We start from the raw sequence: 19,475 nt of genomic DNA, 5'->3' as shown, positions 1-19,475 counted from the left end.
AAATGGCAAAAAAAAAACAAACATAAGAACAAACAGGTGACCATGAGCGCGTCCATCGTCTCACACCTTTATATTTGTTACTTTTCGGACCAGCAGATAGGACAGGATCGTTCCCAGGATAAACACGGCCAGCAGGATCAGTCCGAAGCCGGAGAACAGCGGATCGATAAACCCCTTGTTGATCGTGTTCATCATCAGCACCAGGGCGATCGGCATGATCGGTACCAGAATGGAGACGTAGCGCTGTTCGGCGGTCATCGTCTTGATCTCCTGGTTGACGATTCGCCGATCCTCCAGCGTTTGTGCCATCTCCTGCAGCACTTCGCTGAGGTTCCCGCCGGCGCGCCGCTGGATGTACAGCGTGGCCGCAAAGATCCGAAAATCCCGGGTCGGAATGCGCTTTTCCATATCGGCGAGCGCCTTGTCAAAATTGACGCCCAACCGCATTTCACGCGCCATGCGCGCAAACTCCTGCCCGGCTGGCTGCGGGATTTCCCTGGCCACCAGTTCGATCCCCTGTGTCAGCGTCAGCCCTGCGCGCAGCGAGTTGGCAAGCAGGCGGCACACCTCTGACAGCTGGTCGTTCAAGCGCTCCTGGTACTTGTTTCGCCGCACGAGAAACAGCAGCTTCTGCAGCAGGTACATGCAGGCAGAGCCGGCGGCGATATTGTAAGGAAACGGCAGCCCGACGACGTTGTTGAAAAAGAAGGCCAGCCCGAACGCGCCAACCAGCAAAATGCCGTAATACTCGGAAGGCGCAAGGGGAATGTTTGCTTTGATCAGCTTGCTTCGTATCTGCTTGGCATGGGGGGTACGGTCGAAGCGATCCCCCCATTCGAGGAGAAAACTTTTGCGCTGGGATTTGACCTCGTACCACTCTTCCACCCGTTTTTTCCATTCCGTCTTTTTCGCCCGATAGCCCAGGTATTCATAGATCCCCCATATTCCGAGCAGAACGGAGAGACTAAACAGAATAGAGATGCTCACGTCGTTTCACCTCTCCTGCCGCAAACAGCGACTCGTCTATCTCGATCCCAAACGTTCTCAGCCTTTCCAGCGAACGGGGCACGACGCCGGTTGCGGTAAAGTACCCCAACACTTCCCCCCTTTTTCCGATGCCGGTGCGCTGAAAGCGAAAGATTTCGTTTACTTCCACGCGTTTTTCTTCGGTTTTTACCACCTCCGAAATGGAGACGATCTTGCGCTTCCCGTCTGAGAGACGCATCACCTGCACGATGATGTCGAGGGCGCTGACAATGTACTCCCGAATGATGGAAGACGGCAAATCCATGCCGGCCATCACGACCATGCCCTCCAGCCGGTTAAACGCATCCTGGGGCGAGTTGGCGTGAACGGTGGTGAGCGATCCTTCGTGCCCCGTGTTCATCGCCTGCAGCATGTCAAACGCTTCGGCGCCCCGCACCTCCCCGACGATGATCCGGTCCGGCCTCATCCGCAGGGAGTTTTTCACGAGCTGGCGAATCGTGATCTCCCCTTTTCCCTCCATGTTGGGCGGGCGGGCCTCCAACCCGACGCAGTTGGGGTGGGCCAGCCTCAGTTCTGCCGAATCCTCAATCGTGATGACGCGCTCATAGTGGGGGATGGCGCAGGCTACGGCATTGAGCAGCGTCGTCTTTCCGCTCCCGGTGCCGCCGGAGATGAGCACGTTCATTTTCGCTTCCACGACCGCCTGCAGAAAGCGGGACATCGCCTCGTTGAACGAGCCAAACCGCATCAGGTCATCCATGGTGTACGGCTCTTTGCGGAATTTCCGGATCGAGACCAGCGTGCCATTCAGGCTGATCGGCGGAATCACTGCGTTCACGCGGCTGCCGTCTTTCAGCCGGGCGTCCACCATCGGCGAGCTTTCGTCGATCCGCCGTCCGAGCGGCGCCACGATCCGGTCGACGATGTGGCGCAGATGCTCCTCGTCGCGAAACTTCAGGTCGGTCAGTTCCAGGCGGCCGTTCCGCTCGACGTACACCTGGCTGTGGCCGTTGATCGGAATTTCCGTGATCTCCGGGTCGTTCAGCAGCGGCTCCAGCGGGCCCAGACCGACGGATTCGTTGATCAGGCGGGTGAGCAGCAGTTCCTTTTCGTTTCGCGGGATGACGACCTTTTCTTCGGACATGTATTGGGATACCAGGCGCTCAATCGCCAGGCGCATCTCGCTCGACGGCAGGCTGGTCAGCCGTTCCAGGTTGGTCTCCCGCAAGAGTCGCGCCTTGTAATGTTCCGCCAGTTCGTCCAGGTACGGATTGCAGGAAGGAGCCGCAAGCGAAGATGCGATGGTCCGGGGCGCCTCATCGCCAGGCGGAGTCTTTTCATCCCTGCGTCGGAATAATGCCATCTAACTCCCCCCTTACGACAATTTCCTGAGCACCCATTTGCGAATGTCCTTCGCCGCAGGAGACAGCTTTTTCTCGTTGGCTTCCTTTTGCAGCGGCTTGCCCTGATTGACGGCCGCCTGAACGCCCTGGTGATCCCTGCTGATTTCAGCGGTGATCGGGGCGGTGATCAACCCCTTCAGGTCGGAAACGGCCAGTTCGTTGTCCCTGCCCACCTGGTTGACGACCACTTCCAGCCTGCCTGCGGTATCGATCCGAAGCCGTCGGAACAACTCTTCCGCGAGCCGGTAGATCTGAACCGAAGGCGTGTCGAGATTCATCACGTAGCAGATCAGGTCCGACTCCGTCAGCGCCGCGTAGGTCAGCTCGTTCATGTGCGCCGGCAGGTCGACAATGACAAAATCGTAGCTGCGGCGGCTGGCGCGGATTAACCGGGTGATAAATTCCTCCGGGATCTGCTCTGCTATTTCCGCATCACGCGGACTGACCAGGACTTCCAGCTTGGAATGGAGTTCCCGCTGTGCCACATTGCGAATGTGGTTCTCGTTCATCTCGTGCATGACCGGCATCAGATCGGCCAGCGTGCGATTGCTGTCCAATGAGAGAAAGGTTTCCACACCGCCGTACTGCAGGTTGAGGTCGATCAGCAGGACGCTGGCGGTGGATTCCAGTTTCAATGCCTGCGCAAAGCCAGTGGCTAGCAGCGTGCGGCCGCTGCCCCCTTTTCCGCTGTAAAAGGAATACACTTTTCCCCGGCCGCGGACCAACGCCTTGCCGGACGCGTTCGCTCCCTTTTTCCGCTGCTGTATCTGCGCCAGCTCGGAGATTTTCTCAAGCCGGTCCGTCAACAGCGCCAGTTCGTCAGGCATCACGATGTACTCAATCGCACCGGCGCGGACGACATCCCGCAGCAGGACGAAATCCTGCTCTTCCGTGAGAAAGATCACAATGCCCTCGGGCAGCTCGGCCTGTATATACTGGACCAGTTCCACGCCCGACCCGTCCTCAGGCTGCACGAGCAGGACGATATCGGGGCCAATCCGGTCAATCTCTTTCTTCACTTCCAGCGATGTGGTGTACTGCACATGCTCGTAAGGAGCGAGCCATTCCCGCAACAGGTCTTTCACCGAATCGTAATCGGCTACGACGAGAATGTTGAGTTCCGTTTTCATGCCTTACCCTCCGGTTTTGGTTCCTGCTTGCTGCATCGCGGGCTGTCCCGCGTTTGGCGACGGCGCAGGAGGTGTCTGCGGCGCCTGTGCCCCCGGTTTTACCGTCGGACTTTCGGCCGGTTTGGTTTCGGGCGCAGCGCTGTCGCCAGGCGTCTCCTCCTGGCCGGGTTTCGTTTCTTGAAACGGCTCGGAAATGGCCGCTCCGCCTTTGCCGACATTGGCCTTCAGGATCCGCATGAGCTCTGCGTAGTTCTGCTGATGGATGAACCGGGGCACGTCCTCAAACGGCAGTTCCAACGCCACTCCTTTAAACTTGCCCTCTGACTTGGCCACCATCGCCACCAGCACATCTTTCATGAACACTTCCGTCACCGGCTTACCGTTCACCTGGTGCGAGATGATGACATCCACGCGGTCAAGCGCCTCCAGTTCCTGATCGAAGACGACGTTTCCCCCGGCATACACCGTAATCAGACGGTGATTTTGGTCCCGGACGATGTTGGCGGGCTTGAGAATGTTTTTGGTAATGACGTCGCCCTTGGACAGGGGAACGACCGTCACCTGGTTTTTCAGGCTCAATTTGTCGGTCACGTAGGACTGATCCGCGTATTTCTTCGGGATGGGCCGCGTCGTCACCTGATCCGGCTGAATCAGCGAGCGGGACGGAATGTCGGCGTTCGCCGCGTAAATCTCCACCATTTCCCCCAATTCCGCGTTCATATCCTTGATTTTTTTCAGAAACAGAAAGCCCGCCAGAACTGCAAGCAAAAGGGATAATGTGAGAAAAATAATGGCACGTCGTTTGGATTCCAGCATGCAGATGATTCCCTCTCCTTGGATAGTCGAAAGATTTCGGAAGCAATTATAAAATTACAAAATAAGGAAAATGCTTGCCGCAACACGGCGTCTCCTCGGGTGGATCAGACAGCTGCTGCCGCCATGTACAACAGAATCGTCCCCCCGGCGATGAACGGAGCCAGCGGAACCTCTTTCCACTTTTCTGCTGCCGCCCGCCTTTTTCTGATCGCCCACAGGGGTATGGCGACAAATCCCGCGATGATGTAGGAAAGGCCCATAATCAGCAGCCCGGCCTGCCACCCCACAGCGGAACCCATAAGCGCAAACAGCTTGATATCCCCTCCCCCTAGCTGGCCGTTGCTGACAACTGCCATGACTAGCGAAATCCCGCCCAACACGATCACGCCCAGCGCATATGTCATCCATTGACCGGGGTGGGCGATGGCATGAACGACGAGGAAGTACGCGATCCCCGGCAGCGTGAGCCAGTCGTAAATCATGCGTCGGCGAAGGTCCGTGTAGACGGACACGGCCATGATGAGAAAAACGGGAACGGTCACGAACGGGGACAGCAATGCATGCCCTCCTTTCCAAAAATTAATTGTGATGGATGTTTTCACCATTATCTACGGAATTTGCAAGTGTCAGTTTCAAGATTTCATAATTTTTTTGGTTGCAAAGCCCCAGGTTTTTTTCACGCCGCCTCCATGTTCCTCTGGCCATCTGTTAGGGCCGCCATGCCCCGCTCGCGTCCAGGATGCAGTTCGTGAAGAAAACATGCGTTCGACTTTTGTCGTTCCCGATTCCCAATAATTGGGGTGGGTGTTTTCTCCGTCATTGACGGAATTTGTAAGCAAAAGGTTGCAAAATTTTTGGTCGAAAAGACCCAGAGACGTTTTTTTGCGTCCGGCTGCTGGAAGGTTCGGACAGCCCGGAGGATTTGCCAAACAGCGGCCTGTATCGAAAAAAAAAGCCAAAAGAACAATGCTGTTCTTTTGGCTTTGTTATCGCTCCACGCGATCTTCGCCAGTCTTCTGTTATCTGCCGGTTCCCGCCTGTCCCAAACGCTTACCACGCAGCAACGCAGCCGTCCGTGCGCATGTCGGTGCCGCCGATCAGCACGCCGTTTTCGTCCCGCCAGATGATCTGGCCGCGGCCGAAGTTGCTCGAAAACGATCCCCACTTGATCCGGTGACCCTTTTGTTCCAGGGCGAGCGCGATATGTTCCGGGAAGTGGCGCTCCACCTCCACCGTTTTTCCTTCCAGCCACTGCCAGCGCGGGGCGTCCAGCGCGGCCTGCGGGTTGAGGTGAAAGTCGACCGTGTTCATCACCACCTGCACGTGCCCCTGCGGCTGCATGAAGCCGCCCATCACGCCAAACGGTCCAACCGCCTTGCCGTCCTTGGTCAAAAAGCCCGGGATAATCGTGTGGTACGTCTTTTTTCCCGGCTCCAGGCGGTTGTCGTGAGCGGGGTCCAGCGAGAAGTTGTGGCCCCGGTTTTGCAGCGCGATGCCCGTTCCCGGCACGACGATGCCAGAGCCGAAGCCCATGTAGTTGCTCTGGATAAATGAGACCATGTTGCCTTCCCCGTCTGCCGTCGCCAGGTAGACGGTTCCGCTGGAGCGAGGGTCGCCCGGTTCCGGCATGAGCGCTCGCTCACCGATCAGGCGGCGCCGCTCGTCGGCGTACCGGTCGGAGAGAAGTTCCCCGACGGTCACGCTCATCTTGTCCTGCTGCGTAATGTAGCGGAACCCGTCGGCAAACGCCAGCTTCATCGCCTCGATCTGCTTGTGGTACGTGTCAACTGTCTCTTTTTCCCCGAACGCAAAACCCTTCAATATGTTCAGGGCAATCAGCGCCACCAGGCCCTGGCCGTTGGGGGGAATTTCCCAGACGTCGTAGCCGCGGTAGTTGACGCTGATCGGCTTGACCCATTCCGGCCGGTAGGCTGCCAAATCCTCTTTGCGCAGGAACCCGCCGCACTGCCGGGAAAACGCGTCGATCTTTTCCGCCAGTTCGCCGCGATAGAAGCTTTCCGCTCCCGTCTCGGCAATCTGCCGCAGCGTCTCGGCATGGCCGGGCGACCTCCAGATCTCGCCCGCTTTCGGCGGCCGACCGTCCGGTGCAAAGGTGGCGAACCAGGGGGCAAATTCCTCACCGCTCAGCACCTGGGAATATTTGTTGAAGGCGGCCGCCCAGTAGCGGGCCAGCGTCGGGGAAAGCGGGTAGCCGTTTTCCGCGTACTCGATCGCCGGCTTCAGCACGTCCGCGAGCGGCAGGCGGCCAAAGCGGCGGGACAGTTCCCCCCATGCCGCCGGCGCCCCCGGCACTGTGACCGGAATCCAGCCATAGGCAGGCATGGTCTCGTGCCCTGCCGCCTTCACCGCTTCGATGGAAATGGCCTGCGGCGCGGGACCGCTCGCGTTCAGCCCGTGCAGTTTCCCGTTGGTCCAGACGAGCGCAAACGCGTCACTGCCGATGCCGTTCCCCGTCGGTTCCACCACGGTGAGGCAGGCAGCCGTGGCGATCGCGGCATCAATGGCGTTTCCTCCTTTTTTCAGGATGTCCAAGCCGGCCTGCGCCGCAAGCGGCTGCGAGGTGGCCACCATGCCGTTTTTCGCATACGTCGTCATACGCCGGGACGCGTACGGGTACTCCATTGCGTCAAAATGTGTCATACGTGTACCTCCGATCAACTGTAATCGTTAGCCGATGAAGAAAAACCCGTAACCCATGGAGAGGGCGATTACAAGCGCAGGGTTCAGCTTCCACTTTTCCAGCAGGAGAAAGGAGGCGATGGCCAGGATGCCGGTCTGCATCCAGCCGATGCCCTCCACGGCTCCGAGGAAAAACTCGTACGTCATCGTGCCCAGAAGCACGGTGACAATCGGACGGACGGATTGGGTCATCGCTTTCACCTGCGGCGCGTTGCGAAACACGTTGAGGAAATTGAGCAGCAGGATCATGGCGACAGCCGTCGGCGCTATTGTCGCCAGGAGCGCGACCGCCGCCCCCGGCACGCCGGCCACCTGGTAGCCGACGTAACCCGCCAGCTTGGTGGCGATCGGACTGGGCAGCGCATTGGCGACTGCCAGCACCTCCCCGAATTCTTTCATCGTCATCCAGTGATAGTGGTCGACCACCTCGTTCTGGATCAGCGGGATGCTGGGCGGCCCACCGCCGTAGCCGAGAATGTTGGAGATAAAAAACGCCCAGAACAGCTGCAGGTAAATCATGCCGCCCCCTCCTTGCCGCCCGGCGTTTTCCGCTTCCGCAGCACCCAGGTGGAATAGGCAAACGAACCGGCCAGGGCAATGCCCACCACAATGCCGGGGTGCAGGTCAAGGAAGAGCAGGGCCACCAGCGACAGGACCAGCATGAGGGCGACGCCGCTCTTGTTGCCCGCTCCCTGCCAGCCCTTCTGCAAAAACTCCCAGGTCAGCACGCCGGTCATGACGGCGATCACCGGCTGGATCGCCTGAATCATCCCGTACACGCCGGGCGCGTCCTTCCACTGGTAAATCACCTGCAGCAGCGCGATCATGACCAGCACGATGGGCAGCACCACCGCGCAGTTGGCCACCAGCGCGCCGCTCCAACCTTTGACCCGGTACCCGATAAACGCTGCCAGCTTGGTGGCGATCGGGCCGGGCAGGGCGTTGGCCAGCGCCAGGTTGTCGGTAAAATCCTCTTCACTTACCCATTTGTACTTCTGCACGCACTCGGCGTAAAACAGGGGGACCATCGTCGGTCCGCCGCCGTAGCCGAAAATGCCGATGCGAAAAAACGCGAGAAACAACTGCCAATAGATCATCTGAATGCCTCCGTCCCGCCGTCAGGTCGCCAGCTCGCCTGCATGTACCAGGTGGCAGGAGACGAACTGTCCGCCCCCGATATCGGCCAGGCTCGGCGCTTTGGTCTTGCACAGGTCGGTCGCATGCGGGCAGCGCGGATGGAACGTGCAGCCGCTCGGCGGATTGGCCGGACTGGGCAGGTCGCCGGTCAGCAGGATGCGTTCCCGCTTCTGCCGCGGCTTGGCCACGGGAACGGCAGACAAGAGCGCCCGCGTGTACGGATGGCTGGGATTGTCGAACAGCGTCCGCTTGTCGGCAATTTCCACCACCCGCCCCAGATACATGACGGCCACCCGGTCGCACAGGTGTTTGACGACCGACAAGTCGTGCGAGATAAACATCAGGGTCAGGTTAAACTCTTTTTTCAGATCTTTCAACAGGTTCAGAATCTGCGACTGAATCGAGACGTCCAGCGCCGACACCGGTTCGTCCGCGATGATCAGCTTCGGCTTCACCACCAGCGCCCGGGCGATCCCGATGCGCTGCCGCTGGCCGCCGGAAAAATCGTGTGGATGCCGGTTCAGGTGCTCCTTGCGAAGACCGACGATCTCGATCATCTCTTCGATGGTTGCCAGCCGTTCCTCCCGCGTCCCGATGTTGTGCACCGCCAGCGACTCCATCAGGATTTGCTTGATCGTCATGCGCGGATTGAGCGAAGCGTACGGGTCCTGAAAGACCATCTGCAGGTCCTTGCGCATGCGCCGCATCTCTTCCTTGGACAGTCTGGCGAGATCCTTGCCGTCAAACCAGACCTCCCCTGCGGTCGGTTCCAGCAGCCGCAAAATGGTCCGGCCGGTGGTCGACTTGCCGCACCCCGACTCGCCCACGATACCAAGCGTCTCCCCTGGAAACACCTGCAGGTCGATGCCGTCTACGGCCTTCACGTATCCCTTCGTTTTCTTGAAAAAGCCGGACTTGATCGGAAAGTGTTTCTTAAGCCCTTTTACTTCCAACAGCGGCTTCATGCCTCATGCCTCCCTTCTGCGTACAGCCAGCAGCGGCATTTGTGGCCGTCCAACTGCAAAAGCTCGGGTGGCTGTTCGCGGCAGATCGGCATGGCCTGCGCGCACCGCGGGGCAAACCGGCACCCCTTGGGCATCTGGTGGGGCAGCGGCACCGCGCCCGGGATGGTGTCCAGGTACTCCCGCTCCTCGTCCAGCTCGGGAATTGACTTCATCAGGCCGATGGTGTACGGGTGTTTGGGCTGCTCAAACAGCGTTTCCACGTCGGTCTCCTCCACCACCTGCCCGGCGTACATGACGATGACGCGGTCGCACATTTCGGCGACGACACCCAGATCGTGCGTGATCAGCATGATTGATGTGCCCGTCTTCTCCTTCAGTTCCCGCATCAGGTCGAGAATCTGCGCCTGGATCGTCACATCCAGGGCCGTCGTCGGCTCGTCGGCGATGATCAGCTTGGGGTCGCACGCCATCGCCATCGCGATCATGACGCGCTGCCGCATCCCCCCGGAGAGCTGGTGCGGGTACTCCCCGTAGATCTCCTCCGCGCGCGGCATGCCCACCGCTTTCAGCATCGCGATCGCCCGTTCCCTGGCCTGCGCCTTGCTTACTTTCCAGTGCAGCTGGATCGCTTCCTCGATCTGCCTGCCCACCGTGTGCAGCGGGTTGAGCGAGGTCATCGGTTCCTGAAAGATCATCGAGATGTCGTTGCCGCGCACCGCCTGCATCTCTTTTTCCGACAGTTCCAGCAGATTGGTGCCGTTGAACCGGATCGTTCCCTCCGCCCTGCCGTTGGGCGGCAGCAGGCGCATGATCGAGAGGCTGGTGACGCTTTTGCCGCAGCCGGATTCGCCTACGACGCCAAGCGTTTCGCCGGCGCGGATGGAGAAGTCGACGCCGTCGACCACGTTGACGACGCCGTTTTCCGTGCGAAACCGCGTTCTCAGTTGTTCCACTTCCAGTATGGTCGTCATGAGGCTCTCCTCCCCCGTTTATTTCCGCACCCGCGGATCAAGTATTTGCTGCAGACCATCCCCCAGCAGGTTGAAGCCGAGCACGACCAGGAAGATCGCCATGCCGGGGTAAAAAGTGGCGTACGGCGCGACGGACATCAGCGTCTGGGCCTGATTCAACATGCTGCCCCAGGACGGCGTCGGCGGCTGTACGCCCAATCCCAGATAGGAGAGCGAGGCTTCTGCCAGGATCCCCGCCGCCATCGCCAGCGTGGCCTGGATGACGATCGGATTGAGCGCGTTGGGCAGGATGTGGCGGAAAATGATCCGACTGTCCTTGACGCCCACCGCCCGGGCCGCCTGGATGTACTCCATGTTGCGAAGCGACAGCACCTGCCCCCGCGTAATGCGGACAAAGGCGGGAGAAAAGCCGATTCCGATCGCCAGCATGGCGTTGCCGAAGCCGGAGCCGAGCACGGCCGAGATGGCGAGTGCCAGAATCAGAAACGGAAACGCCTGCATCGCATCCACGGTGCGCATGACCACCCACTCATCCCAGAAGCCGCGGTAGTATCCCGACAAAAGGCCGATGGGCACACCGATCAGCATGGCGATGCCGACAGAGATGACCGCCGCCTCAATCGAAATGCGGGAGCCGTGGATGACCCGGGAGAAGATGTCCCGTCCCAGATCGTCCGTGCCAAACGGATGTTCCGCGCTGGGCGGCATCAACACCTTGTCATAGTTCTGCTCGTTGGGATCGTAGGGGGCGATCTGCTCCGCGAAAATGGCGACGACAATCAGCGCCAGAATGATCAATCCGCCGAGAACACCCATGCCGTTGCGCACAAATTTTCGCCATGCGTTCATGATCCTTCCGCCCCTTTCCCCGCCTTGATGCGCGGATCGATGACAGCGTACAAGAGGTCCACCGCCAGGTTTACCACCACGACCAACATGGCCGATACCAGGATCGCTCCCTGAACCGTGACGTAATCCCGCTTGAACACCGATTCCACGATCAGCCGGCCAAAACCGGGAATGGAAAAAATCGATTCGGTGATGACCAGCCCGCCCAGCAGGCCGGCAATCATCAGACCGGAGGTGGTGACCACAGGAATGAGCGCGTTGCGCAGCGCGTGGCCGAGCACGGTGCGTACCTCGTTCAGCCCCTTGGCCTTGGCCGTGCGGATAAAGTCCATGTTGATCACTTCCAACAGGGATGAGCGCAGCATCCGCATCAAGACGGCCGATTCGCGCAGGCCGGTAGCCAGACAGGGCAGAATCATCGCCATGATATTCTGCACCGGGTTTTCGCTGAACGGCACGTAGCCCGAAGACGGCAGCCATTGATTTTCCACAGCGAAGTAAATGATCAGCATCATCGCCAGCCAGAAACTGGGGATGCTCATGCCGCCCAACGCGGCAAACGTGCTGGTGTAGTCAATCCACGTTCCCCTCCGCACGGCTGCCAGGATGCCGGCCGGAAAAGCGATCAGAAGCGCGACGAGAAACGTGCCAATGGTCAGTTCCACGGTAGCCGGCAGCCGCTGTATGATCAGTTCGGAGACCGGCACGCGGTCGGTAATCGACATGCCCAGGTCCCCCTGGAGCACTTTTCCCAGCCAGGAAACATACTGGACCACAACCGGCTTGTCCAGCCCCAATTCGGCCCGCAGTTCCTGATACGCCTCCGGTGTCGCCTCCTGTCCCAAAATGACCCGGGCAGGATCGCCCGGGATCAGGTGGATTAAGGAGAACGTCATGATCGACACCAGTAGGAGAATCGGGATTGTCAGCAGCAGACGTCTCACCACAAACATCATGACAATTCCTCCCCGCACTACAGTGTGTCGATTACTGCTTGTCCAGTGTCGCCGTGCGGATCAGGCCGTCCGGCACATAGGTAAATCCGCTGATCTTCTTGTTCATCGCCAGCAGGTTGTACTGGTGATAGACGTAGACGTAGCCCGCCTCTTCCTGCAGGATCTTGACAGCCTCTTCGTACATCTGCCTGCGCTTCGCTTCGTCAATCTCCACTCGCGCCCCGACAGCCAGCTCATCCAGCTTCGGAATGCTGATGCGGCCGTCGTTGTTGGAAGTGCCAGTGACGACGAAGTCGTAGAAGTTCTGGTCGGGGTCCTGTCGTCCGGACCAGCCCAGGTTGAGTGCCTCAAAGTCGCCGTTATCACCTTTTTCAATCAATTGGCCAAATTCCAACTTTTCCAACTGCACGTTGATGTTATACGGTTTCAGCATGTTTTGGATCACGGCGCCGAATTGTTCGTTTTCCGTCGAGGTCGCGATATACATCTTGAAGCTGAATCCGTTCGGCTTGCCGCCTTTGGCCAGCAGCTGCTTGATCTCATCCGGATTCGGCTTGACCGGCTTGTCCAGCTCGCTGTTGTACGCCAGATTGCCCGGTGCAAACGGCGAACGGCCCGGCAGCGCGTAGCCGTTGAACAGCACCTTGACCACCGCTTCCCGGTCGATGGCCCGCTCCACGGCCTGGCGCAGGTACTTGTTGTCAAACGGCGGCTTGCTGTTGTTCAGATAAAAGCCCATGTAGCCCATGCTGGGTTCGGCCACCAACTGCAGGTTGGCATCTCCCTTGATCGCCGGAATCTCCTTCACCGGCACCTCGTCGATGATGTCCAGCATGCCGGAGCGCAGGTTCTGCACCTTGGCCGTGCCATTGGTAAACACCTTGTAGGTGACCTCGTCCACGTTCACCTTGCCGTTCCAGTAATTGTCGTTGCGCTTCAGCGTCACGTGGTCCCCTTTGACGTGCTCGACGAAGACGAACGGCCCGGTGCCGACCGGATGGTTGAGGAAGTCGTCCCCGTACTGTTTGACAGCCGCCGGTGAGACCATCATTCCCGAGCGGTCGGCCAGGATGGAGATGAGCGGCGCAAACGGTTCCTTCAGTTTTATCTGGACCGTGTGCTGGTCAACGACCGTAACGTCTTCCACCACTTTCAACTCGCTTTTGCGCCTGGATGACTCGCCGTTCATGTTGCGCTCGAAGTTGAACTTGACCGCCTCCGCGTCAAAGTCGGTGCCGTCGTGGAACTTGACGCCCTCCTTCAGCTTGAGCGTGTAGGTTTTGCCGTCCGGCGACACTTCGTACGAGCTGACCAGCATCGGCACGATCTTGCCGCTCGGATCAATGTCAAACAGCTTGTCGTAAAGGCTGGCGTACACCATGCGGTCGACCAGCGCGGTGGAGGTGCTTGGATCGAGCGTCGGCGGATCTGCTTTCAACCCGATGGTGATCACTTTTTTGCCTGTGCCGGCGGTCGGCGCGGTCCCTGCTGTCTGACTGCCGCCACCTCCTCCACAACCGGCCGCCAGCAGCACTGTTCCCAGTAGTGCTGCCAGCAGCGTTTTTCCCATCTTTTGCGACAACATAAGTCCTCCTCCTTCTCTTTGGGTTGCATGAATATGGCAACCGTTCCTGCTGCCAGGAACGATTGTCTTTAACGAATAAAGCGAAAGCGCGATTTCAGTACTTTCAGTTCGTTGATGACGTTGACCTTGGTGATGCCCTCGATTTTGTTGAGCTTGTTCATTAAAAATTGCGACAATTCCTCGTAATCGCGGTTCAACACCTGAATCATCAACTGGTAATCGCCTGTGGTCAGCACAACCAGCCTGACCTCGTAGATGTCCTGCAGTTTCGCCACCACGTCATCCAGTTTCCCCGCCTCTACGGCCACCTGGATCAGGGACTGCACCGTAATTCCGGCCTTGACCGGGTTGACGATCCCGACCAGGCTGAGCACACCCTCGTCCTGCATCTGCTGCACGCGAATCCGTACGGTCTTTTCCGTGACACCCAATTCCTTGGCGATCTGCGTAAACGGCAGACGCGCATTGTCCTGCAGCCTACGGGCGATCGCGTAATCCAAATCGTCCAATTGGGAATACAGTGAGCGATGATATTTTTCGTCCATAACTTCACTACCTTTTTTCGACCAGATTTACCGCAACACATTACATATCACGGCAATAAAATAAATTTTCATGACGAATATCGTCTGTTTTTAGATAATATAATACGATTATCATCTTATTGCAATAGTTTTTGCAAAATTTCTCCAACAACAAAGATCCCGGGCAGCAGGGGCCTCCTGCCGCGCGGGATCTGCGCAGATCGCTTTTTCTATTACAAAACCGCTTTTTTCAAGTGGAACAGGTAGCGGTTGCGGATAATCCAGAAGTAGACGAATTGCACCAGCACAAAACTTGCCAGCACGATCAATGTCGGTTTGAAGACCGATGCGATGAACAGCAGCTTCAAAAAGCTTTGCAGCGACACAAACGCGACGGCGCTGTGGACGATTGCCACCAGGATGGGAGCAAAGAACAACAGGGCGATTTGCGTCGTGACGATTTTGGACAGCTCTTGTTCGGAGAGCCCGATTCTGGTGATGGCGCCGTACTGCCGCTTGTCGTTTTCCAAATCGGTGTACAGGCGGAAGTACAGGAAGCTTGCCGCTGCGACGAAGAACAGGACACCGACGAAGAGACCGATAAACAGGCTGGTGTTGGCCAGCTGTTTCAACATGTAGTAATCCGAAGTGCGGGCGGAAAAGTCGTTCATGATAAAGTCGCTCAACATGGCGTCTTCGTCGCTAAATTCCTGATCCAGCTTTTCGCTGAGCACCTTCGTCTCTTTCCAGTTGTCCACGACGTAGCCATAGTTATGCTGTTCCTTTTCCGCTTTGACCTGGTCGTACAGCTCATCCTGCACGACGACGAGCGGCTCGCCCCTGAATGGATCCATCAGGGGAACCCCTTCCCCACTTTTGAGCTGAAGGGATGCGCTTCCGATCTGCAGCGTCCCGCTCTTGATCGGCCTTTCGCCGGTTCTTCGCGAGTAGTAGATTGCTTCTCCCTCGACTGCTGTCACTTCCTCGGCGCCAGCCGCGCGGGCAAAGCGGTTGTAATCGGACTGCTTCACTACGGCGACCGCGGAGTAGCGCTTGTCTGCGCTTTCCGGGACGGGCAGGTAGCGCATCGTCAGGGCGTATTTTTCAAAGGAAAAACCGCCTTCAGCCAACGCCGTTTCAATCTTGGCCAGACGTTTCTCCAGATATTCCTGTTCCGCCTTTTTCCCCACATACTGCCGATACTCAAACGCAAACGGATGAGTCTTGACCACTGTTTCCTCAATGGAACTTGCCAGAGCCGCCAGCGTTCCGATCGCGCAAAACGCTACCGTGGAGACGATGCAGACGAGGAAAAACATGCGCGCGTTGTCCTTTACCCGGTAGGCCAGATCGGAGAGGGTCACCAGGTTGGTGCGCTTCCAGTAAAAGCGGCGGTTTCGCTTCAACAGCCGGATCATGAACACGCTCAACTGTGTGAACAGCAGGTAGGTACCGGCAATCGTCAGTGCGCTGACTGGCAGCAGCAGGAGCGGGACGAACATCCCGTCCGCCCTAAACGCCAAAACGTAGGCTGTCCCCAGCAGCCCCGCCGCCAACAGCGAGAGAAAGACCGAGGCTTTCGGCTCCCGTTTTGGCCGCTGGCTTCCCTGCAATAGTTCCAGCAGGTTGCTCCGCCTCAAAAACAGGACGATGCACACGGAGATGGCGACAAACAGGAAGAGGAACGCCGCCACCGTCAAGGCAATCGCCTTGAGCGGGAAGTAAAACGGCAGCGCCTCCACTTCCAGAAGGAAACCGGCAAACAGGAAGAACAGCTTGCACAGCACCATCCCCAAGCCAATGCCAAACACAATCGACAGCGAGCCGATGATGAAGTTCTCCATGAAGATCAGCATGTTGCGCTGAAAGCGGGTCATGCCGTGCATGAACAGGATGCCAAACTCTTTTTCCCGCTTTTTCAAAAAGGCACCGACGCAGTAAAACAGGAAAAAGAACGAAAACAGGTAGATGATGTACTCGGCCACTATCATGCCTATTTTCACGTTGGCGTTAATATTTCCGTTCTTAATCTCCGGGTGGAAGATAAACATCGCGTAGATGAAGAAAATCATCACGGAAAAGACGCTGCTGATGAAAAACGCGGCATAGGTGCGCTTGTTGCGGGAGACGTTTTTAAACGCGAATTGCCGAAAGGTCATGCGCGTTCCCTCCCAACAGAGACAAGGCGTCGATGATTTGCTGGAAAAACGCCTGCCGGCTCTCTCCCCGGTACATCTCGTTGTGCAGTTGTCCGTCCTTGATGAAAATGACGCGGTGACAGTAGCTGGCCGCCAGCGGGTCGTGGGTGACCATCATCATTGTTGTGCCGTCGTTCTTGTTGATCGCTTCCAGCGTCTCCATCACGCTGCGGGAGGCTTTCGAATCCAGGTTGCCCGTCGGTTCGTCCGCCAGCAGGAGTGACGGCGAGTGGATGATCGCCCGCGCAATGGCCGCCCGCTGCCGCTGGCCGCCTGACACCTCGTAGGTGCGCTTGTCCAGGATGTCGCTGATGCCCAATTTGACTGCCACGGTTTCAAGCTTCTCCTGCATGACGCGCACGTTTTCACCGTCCAGCGTCAACGGCAGGATGATGTTTTCCCCGATGGTCAGCGTGTCCAACAGGTTGAAATCCTGGAAGACAAAGCCCAATTCCCGGCGGCGGAACAGGGCCAGCCTGCTCCCTTTCAACAGGTGGGGATTGGTGCCGTTCAACAGCACCTCTCCGGAAGTGGGCTTGTCGATGGTGGAGATCATGTTAAGAAGCGTCGTTTTCCCGCTTCCGGACGGCCCCATGATGCCGACAAACTCCCCCTTGCGAATCGTAAAATCGATGTCGGTCAGCGCGCGATACGTGACCTTGCCGCCGTATATTTTGCTGAGTTTCCTGACTTGCAACATGTCCATATACGCGTCTCCTTTCGTTTGAGATTTTCCCATGCAGTCTTCTGTTTCCACACTTCCCACTATACGGACACGCGCGCTGTCAAGCTATCGAATTAGCTTTCATCCTCCTTACGATCTTGTAAGGTTGGGACGACGGCAGAAAAGACGATGCGCACCGACGTGCCCTCCCCCACCTTTGAGTCCAGTTCCACCTTGTGATGCAGGCGGCCGCAGATTTCCCTGACCAAATACAGCCCCATGCCGGTCGATTCCGGGTAGCGGCGGCCGTTTTCCCCCGTAAAGTACGGCTGAAACACGCGGTGGACGTCCTGCGGGGGAATGCCGATGCCGTTGTCCCGCACTTCCAGGACCACATCCATTCCGCGCGAGTAGGCGAGGATGGCCACTTTGCTGCTTTTGCCCGCGGAGTAACGGACGGCGTTGGTCAGCAGTTGATTCAGGACGAACGACAGCCATTTCTCGTCCGACTCCACCGTAAACCGCTCGTCCACCTTCACTTCGGGATACACCTGATTGCGGATAAACATTCGCTTGTTCTCCGACACCACCGCCTGGACCAACTGCCTAAGCACAACCGGTTCGATGAGGAAATCCTGTTCAAACCGGTCCAGCCGGGCGATGTACAAGACCGTCTCCAGTCCACGCTTGATCCGGTCCACCTCTTCGCGGACACTCTCCGCCCGCGGATCGGGGTCATCCTGCAACAGCAGGTGAATGACCGAGATCGGCGTTTTCATCTGGTGCACCCACTGCTGGATAAACGTCGTGTGCTCCCGCTGCTTCGCTTCGTAGGCGTGGAGCTGTCCCTTAAACAGCCGGTACAATTCCTGAAACGTCTGGTCGACCGCGCGTCCCAGGGCGGCGTTGCCGTGGTGCTGGTTCAACTCCTCCAGCGATTCGATTGGATTGCTGAGCCGTTGGTAGACCTGCCGGTTCAACAGGTAGCGGATGACCAGGTAGCTGCCGGCAAAAAACGCGCACAGAAACACCCCGTAGCTGGTCAGCAAAGGGTTCCAGTAGCCGGCCAGCGCAAAGATGAGCACCAGCAATGCCAACTGGACAAAGAAAAACACGAGAAAGACGATCTGGTCTTTCCAAAACAGCCTCATCGTCCGTCCTCCCAGGTGACCCGCAGGCGGTAGCCGGAGCCGCGAACCGTCTCAATCGCTCCGTCCAGATTCAGGTCTTTCAACTTGCTGCGCACGCGCGTAATGTACACGTTCAACGTGTTTTCATCCACGAACTGCTCGTCCCACAGCTTCTCCAGCAGGCGTTCGCGGCTGACGATACGCGGGTACTGGTTGATCAGCGCCTCCAGGAGCAGGGCCTCTTTTTTGCTCAGCTCCACTTTTCTGTCAGCGATCACCAGCTCCATCCGCTCCGGAAACAGCTTCAGCCCGGCTACCTCCACCGTCCGCTCCCCTTCCTGAACGGCGTATATCCCGTAGGCGCGGCGAAGCTGGCTGCGGATTTTCGCCAGCACTACATCGTAGTCAAACGGCTTGGTGATGTAATCATCGGCACCGTTCTCCAGCGCCATCACCTGGTCCATCTTGCTCTCCCGCGCAGAAATGAACAGAATCGGGCAGTTGGACACCTGCCGAATCTGCCGGCACCAGTAAAACCCGTCGTACTTGGGCAGGTTTACGTCCAGCAGCACCAGGTCGGGCTTCACCTCGCCAAACACCTCCATCACCCGGTCAAAGTGTTCGATCGTAACCGCGTGATAGCCGTATTTCTCCAACTGGTTTTGCAGCAGTTTCGTAATCTTCGGATCGTCTTCCACGATCATGATGGTCGACATCGGCATACACCTCGCTCTTATACTCCCTAGTTTGTACTATACCAAAAGACTTCCAGCGGCAGTAAATAGACGGGTCCCGCCGGATTTGCCTGCGCGTTTGCCGGGCACACGAAAAAGGGATGGCGCTGTCGTCCATCCCTCGGGGGGTTCCTATCCTTGGGCAGCCATGAGCTTTTGCAGTTTGCGGATGCCGCGGAAGTGCAGAATCTTCACGGACGCTTCCGACTTGCCCAGGACTTTCGCGATTTCGTTCATTTTCAGGCCGGCCAGGTAGCGCAGCGAGATGACGCGGCGTTGGTCTGCAGACAGCGTCCGCACGTTTTCCCACAGCGTGTCATGGGATTCCCGGCTCAGCACCCGCTCTTCCGGCAGCTTGTCTTTTGCCTTCATCGCCGCAAACATCTCGGTGTCGACCGGGCACTCCCGCTTTTTGCGCAGGTAGTCAACCAGGGTATTGTGGGCGATGCGATAAATCCAGGCGCCAAACGGATGGCGCCCGTCGTACTGGTCCAGCTTGGCGTACACCTTGATAAACACGGTGGTCGTCAAATCCTCCACGTCCCAGACATTTTTGACGCGATAGCGGAAATACCTGTAAATGCTGGCGGAATACTCTTCGTAAATGCGCTGCTGATTCCATTGTTTTTGCATGCTTGTGGTGTTCATGGTTTTCTCCCGTTTCCCCATCAAGGTTTGCAATTGATTTGTCTTTATTGTAAAAGCAGGCGGCTGCCCGAGCTATCG

General features: G+C 57.9%; 19 protein-coding genes. All 19 read right to left on the bottom strand.

Going from position 1 to position 19,475, the window contains the following annotated elements; translation table 11 throughout:
• Nucleotides 1-60 precede the first annotated feature (60 nt).
• The gene (locus IRT44_RS07870) at nucleotides 61-987 is read right to left on the bottom strand and encodes a type II secretion system F family protein (RefSeq protein WP_171567434.1); all 927 of its coding nucleotides are present in this window, start codon (nucleotides 985-987) and stop codon (nucleotides 61-63) included.
• Nucleotides 965-2,350: a TadA family conjugal transfer-associated ATPase gene (locus tag IRT44_RS07865; RefSeq protein ID WP_230077704.1), complete on the bottom strand. Its 1,386-nt coding sequence runs from the start codon at nucleotides 2,348-2,350 to the stop codon at nucleotides 965-967. Before IRT44_RS07865 ends, IRT44_RS07870 begins: the two co-directional genes overlap by 23 nt.
• Before the next feature lie 12 nt (nucleotides 2,351-2,362).
• The gene (locus IRT44_RS07860; RefSeq protein ID WP_230077703.1) at nucleotides 2,363-3,520 is read right to left on the bottom strand and encodes a CpaE/TadZ family protein; all 1,158 of its coding nucleotides are present in this window, start codon (nucleotides 3,518-3,520) and stop codon (nucleotides 2,363-2,365) included.
• Nucleotides 3,521-3,523: 3 nt separating this feature from the next.
• Nucleotides 3,524-4,336, bottom strand: coding sequence for a CpaB family protein (locus IRT44_RS07855; RefSeq protein WP_230077702.1), 813 nt, complete (start codon nucleotides 4,334-4,336; stop codon nucleotides 3,524-3,526).
• Between the two features lie 104 nt (nucleotides 4,337-4,440).
• Entirely contained in the window at nucleotides 4,441-4,893 is a 453-nt protein-coding gene (locus IRT44_RS07850) for a prepilin peptidase (protein WP_230077701.1), read from the bottom strand.
• Between the two features lie 493 nt (nucleotides 4,894-5,386).
• Nucleotides 5,387-6,997, bottom strand: a complete 1,611-nt coding sequence (locus tag IRT44_RS07845) for a gamma-glutamyltransferase family protein (protein WP_230077700.1) — start codon at nucleotides 6,995-6,997, stop codon at nucleotides 5,387-5,389.
• Between the two features lie 27 nt (nucleotides 6,998-7,024).
• Nucleotides 7,025-7,555 carry a chromate transporter gene (locus IRT44_RS07840; protein ID WP_171567429.1) on the bottom strand — a complete coding sequence of 177 codons (531 nt, stop codon included), beginning with the start codon at nucleotides 7,553-7,555 and terminating at the stop codon, nucleotides 7,025-7,027.
• Nucleotides 7,552-8,133 (bottom strand): chromate transporter, encoded by a 582-nt coding sequence (locus IRT44_RS07835; protein WP_029100856.1) that lies wholly within the window; start codon nucleotides 8,131-8,133, stop codon nucleotides 7,552-7,554. The genes IRT44_RS07840 and IRT44_RS07835 overlap by 4 nt, the downstream gene beginning before the upstream one ends.
• A 21-nt stretch (nucleotides 8,134-8,154) precedes the next feature.
• On the bottom strand, nucleotides 8,155-9,138 hold the full coding sequence (locus tag IRT44_RS07830; RefSeq protein ID WP_230077699.1) for an ABC transporter ATP-binding protein: 984 nt from the start codon (nucleotides 9,136-9,138) through the stop codon (nucleotides 8,155-8,157).
• A complete protein-coding gene (locus IRT44_RS07825; protein WP_171567427.1) occupies nucleotides 9,135-10,109 on the bottom strand; it encodes an ABC transporter ATP-binding protein in 975 nt (324 codons plus the stop codon). The genes IRT44_RS07830 and IRT44_RS07825 overlap by 4 nt, the downstream gene beginning before the upstream one ends.
• 18 nt (nucleotides 10,110-10,127) lie before the next feature.
• Nucleotides 10,128-10,958: an ABC transporter permease gene (locus IRT44_RS07820; RefSeq protein WP_171567426.1), complete on the bottom strand. Its 831-nt coding sequence runs from the start codon at nucleotides 10,956-10,958 to the stop codon at nucleotides 10,128-10,130.
• Complete coding sequence (locus tag IRT44_RS07815; RefSeq protein WP_171567425.1) at nucleotides 10,955-11,914, bottom strand: ABC transporter permease; 960 nt, start codon at nucleotides 11,912-11,914, stop codon at nucleotides 10,955-10,957. The genes IRT44_RS07820 and IRT44_RS07815 overlap by 4 nt, the downstream gene beginning before the upstream one ends.
• Nucleotides 11,915-11,945: 31 nt before the next feature.
• The gene (locus IRT44_RS07810) at nucleotides 11,946-13,499 is read right to left on the bottom strand and encodes an ABC transporter substrate-binding protein (protein ID WP_230077698.1); all 1,554 of its coding nucleotides are present in this window, start codon (nucleotides 13,497-13,499) and stop codon (nucleotides 11,946-11,948) included.
• 68 nt (nucleotides 13,500-13,567) lie between these two features.
• Nucleotides 13,568-14,044, bottom strand: coding sequence for an Lrp/AsnC family transcriptional regulator (locus IRT44_RS07805; RefSeq protein WP_171567423.1), 477 nt, complete (start codon nucleotides 14,042-14,044; stop codon nucleotides 13,568-13,570).
• A gap of 212 nt (nucleotides 14,045-14,256) precedes the next feature.
• Nucleotides 14,257-16,182 carry an FtsX-like permease family protein gene (locus IRT44_RS07800; RefSeq protein ID WP_230077697.1) on the bottom strand — a complete coding sequence of 642 codons (1,926 nt, stop codon included), beginning with the start codon at nucleotides 16,180-16,182 and terminating at the stop codon, nucleotides 14,257-14,259.
• On the bottom strand, nucleotides 16,157-16,927 hold the full coding sequence (locus IRT44_RS07795) for an ABC transporter ATP-binding protein (RefSeq protein ID WP_171567421.1): 771 nt from the start codon (nucleotides 16,925-16,927) through the stop codon (nucleotides 16,157-16,159). Before IRT44_RS07795 ends, IRT44_RS07800 begins: the two co-directional genes overlap by 26 nt.
• A gap of 92 nt (nucleotides 16,928-17,019) precedes the next feature.
• A complete protein-coding gene (locus tag IRT44_RS07790) occupies nucleotides 17,020-18,036 on the bottom strand; it encodes a sensor histidine kinase (protein ID WP_171567420.1) in 1,017 nt (338 codons plus the stop codon).
• Complete coding sequence (locus tag IRT44_RS07785; protein WP_171567419.1) at nucleotides 18,033-18,731, bottom strand: response regulator transcription factor; 699 nt, start codon at nucleotides 18,729-18,731, stop codon at nucleotides 18,033-18,035. Before IRT44_RS07785 ends, IRT44_RS07790 begins: the two co-directional genes overlap by 4 nt.
• A gap of 150 nt (nucleotides 18,732-18,881) precedes the next feature.
• The gene (locus tag IRT44_RS07780; protein WP_212132240.1) at nucleotides 18,882-19,397 is read right to left on the bottom strand and encodes a sigma-70 family RNA polymerase sigma factor; all 516 of its coding nucleotides are present in this window, start codon (nucleotides 19,395-19,397) and stop codon (nucleotides 18,882-18,884) included.
• Nucleotides 19,398-19,475 lie beyond the last annotated feature (78 nt).

The organism is Brevibacillus sedimenti (assembly GCF_020923495.1).
GTDB lineage: Bacteria > Bacillota > Bacilli > Brevibacillales > Brevibacillaceae > Brevibacillus > Brevibacillus aydinogluensis.
This window is presented reverse-complemented; position numbering and strand designations above follow the sequence as displayed.

What these genes read in the sequence shown, in the direction of transcription:
- IRT44_RS07840 (WP_171567429.1), bottom strand. Translation starts at nt 7,555, where the DNA reads ATGATTTACCTGCAGCTGTTCTGGGCGTTTTTTATCTCCAACATTCTC.
- IRT44_RS07805 (WP_171567423.1), bottom strand. Translation starts at nt 14,044, where the DNA reads ATGGACGAAAAATATCATCGCTCACTGTATTCCCAATTGGACGATTTG.
- IRT44_RS07820 (WP_171567426.1), bottom strand. Translation starts at nt 10,958, where the DNA reads ATGAACGCATGGCGAAAATTTGTGCGCAACGGCATGGGTGTTCTCGGC.
- IRT44_RS07825 (WP_171567427.1), bottom strand. Translation starts at nt 10,109, where the DNA reads ATGACGACCATACTGGAAGTGGAACAACTGAGAACGCGGTTTCGCACG.
- IRT44_RS07815 (WP_171567425.1), bottom strand. Translation starts at nt 11,914, where the DNA reads ATGATGTTTGTGGTGAGACGTCTGCTGCTGACAATCCCGATTCTCCTA.
- IRT44_RS07795 (WP_171567421.1), bottom strand. Translation starts at nt 16,927, where the DNA reads ATGGACATGTTGCAAGTCAGGAAACTCAGCAAAATATACGGCGGCAAG.
- IRT44_RS07780 (WP_212132240.1), bottom strand. Translation starts at nt 19,397, where the DNA reads ATGAACACCACAAGCATGCAAAAACAATGGAATCAGCAGCGCATTTAC.
- IRT44_RS07790 (WP_171567420.1), bottom strand. Translation starts at nt 18,036, where the DNA reads ATGAGGCTGTTTTGGAAAGACCAGATCGTCTTTCTCGTGTTTTTCTTT.
- IRT44_RS07845 (WP_230077700.1), bottom strand. Translation starts at nt 6,997, where the DNA reads ATGACACATTTTGACGCAATGGAGTACCCGTACGCGTCCCGGCGTATG.
- IRT44_RS07835 (WP_029100856.1), bottom strand. Translation starts at nt 8,133, where the DNA reads ATGATCTATTGGCAGTTGTTTCTCGCGTTTTTTCGCATCGGCATTTTC.
- IRT44_RS07860 (WP_230077703.1), bottom strand. Translation starts at nt 3,520, where the DNA reads ATGAAAACGGAACTCAACATTCTCGTCGTAGCCGATTACGATTCGGTG.
- IRT44_RS07800 (WP_230077697.1), bottom strand. Translation starts at nt 16,182, where the DNA reads ATGACCTTTCGGCAATTCGCGTTTAAAAACGTCTCCCGCAACAAGCGC.
- IRT44_RS07865 (WP_230077704.1), bottom strand. Translation starts at nt 2,350, where the DNA reads ATGGCATTATTCCGACGCAGGGATGAAAAGACTCCGCCTGGCGATGAG.
- IRT44_RS07855 (WP_230077702.1), bottom strand. Translation starts at nt 4,336, where the DNA reads ATGCTGGAATCCAAACGACGTGCCATTATTTTTCTCACATTATCCCTT.
- IRT44_RS07785 (WP_171567419.1), bottom strand. Translation starts at nt 18,731, where the DNA reads ATGTCGACCATCATGATCGTGGAAGACGATCCGAAGATTACGAAACTG.
- IRT44_RS07810 (WP_230077698.1), bottom strand. Translation starts at nt 13,499, where the DNA reads ATGTTGTCGCAAAAGATGGGAAAAACGCTGCTGGCAGCACTACTGGGA.
- IRT44_RS07830 (WP_230077699.1), bottom strand. Translation starts at nt 9,138, where the DNA reads ATGAAGCCGCTGTTGGAAGTAAAAGGGCTTAAGAAACACTTTCCGATC.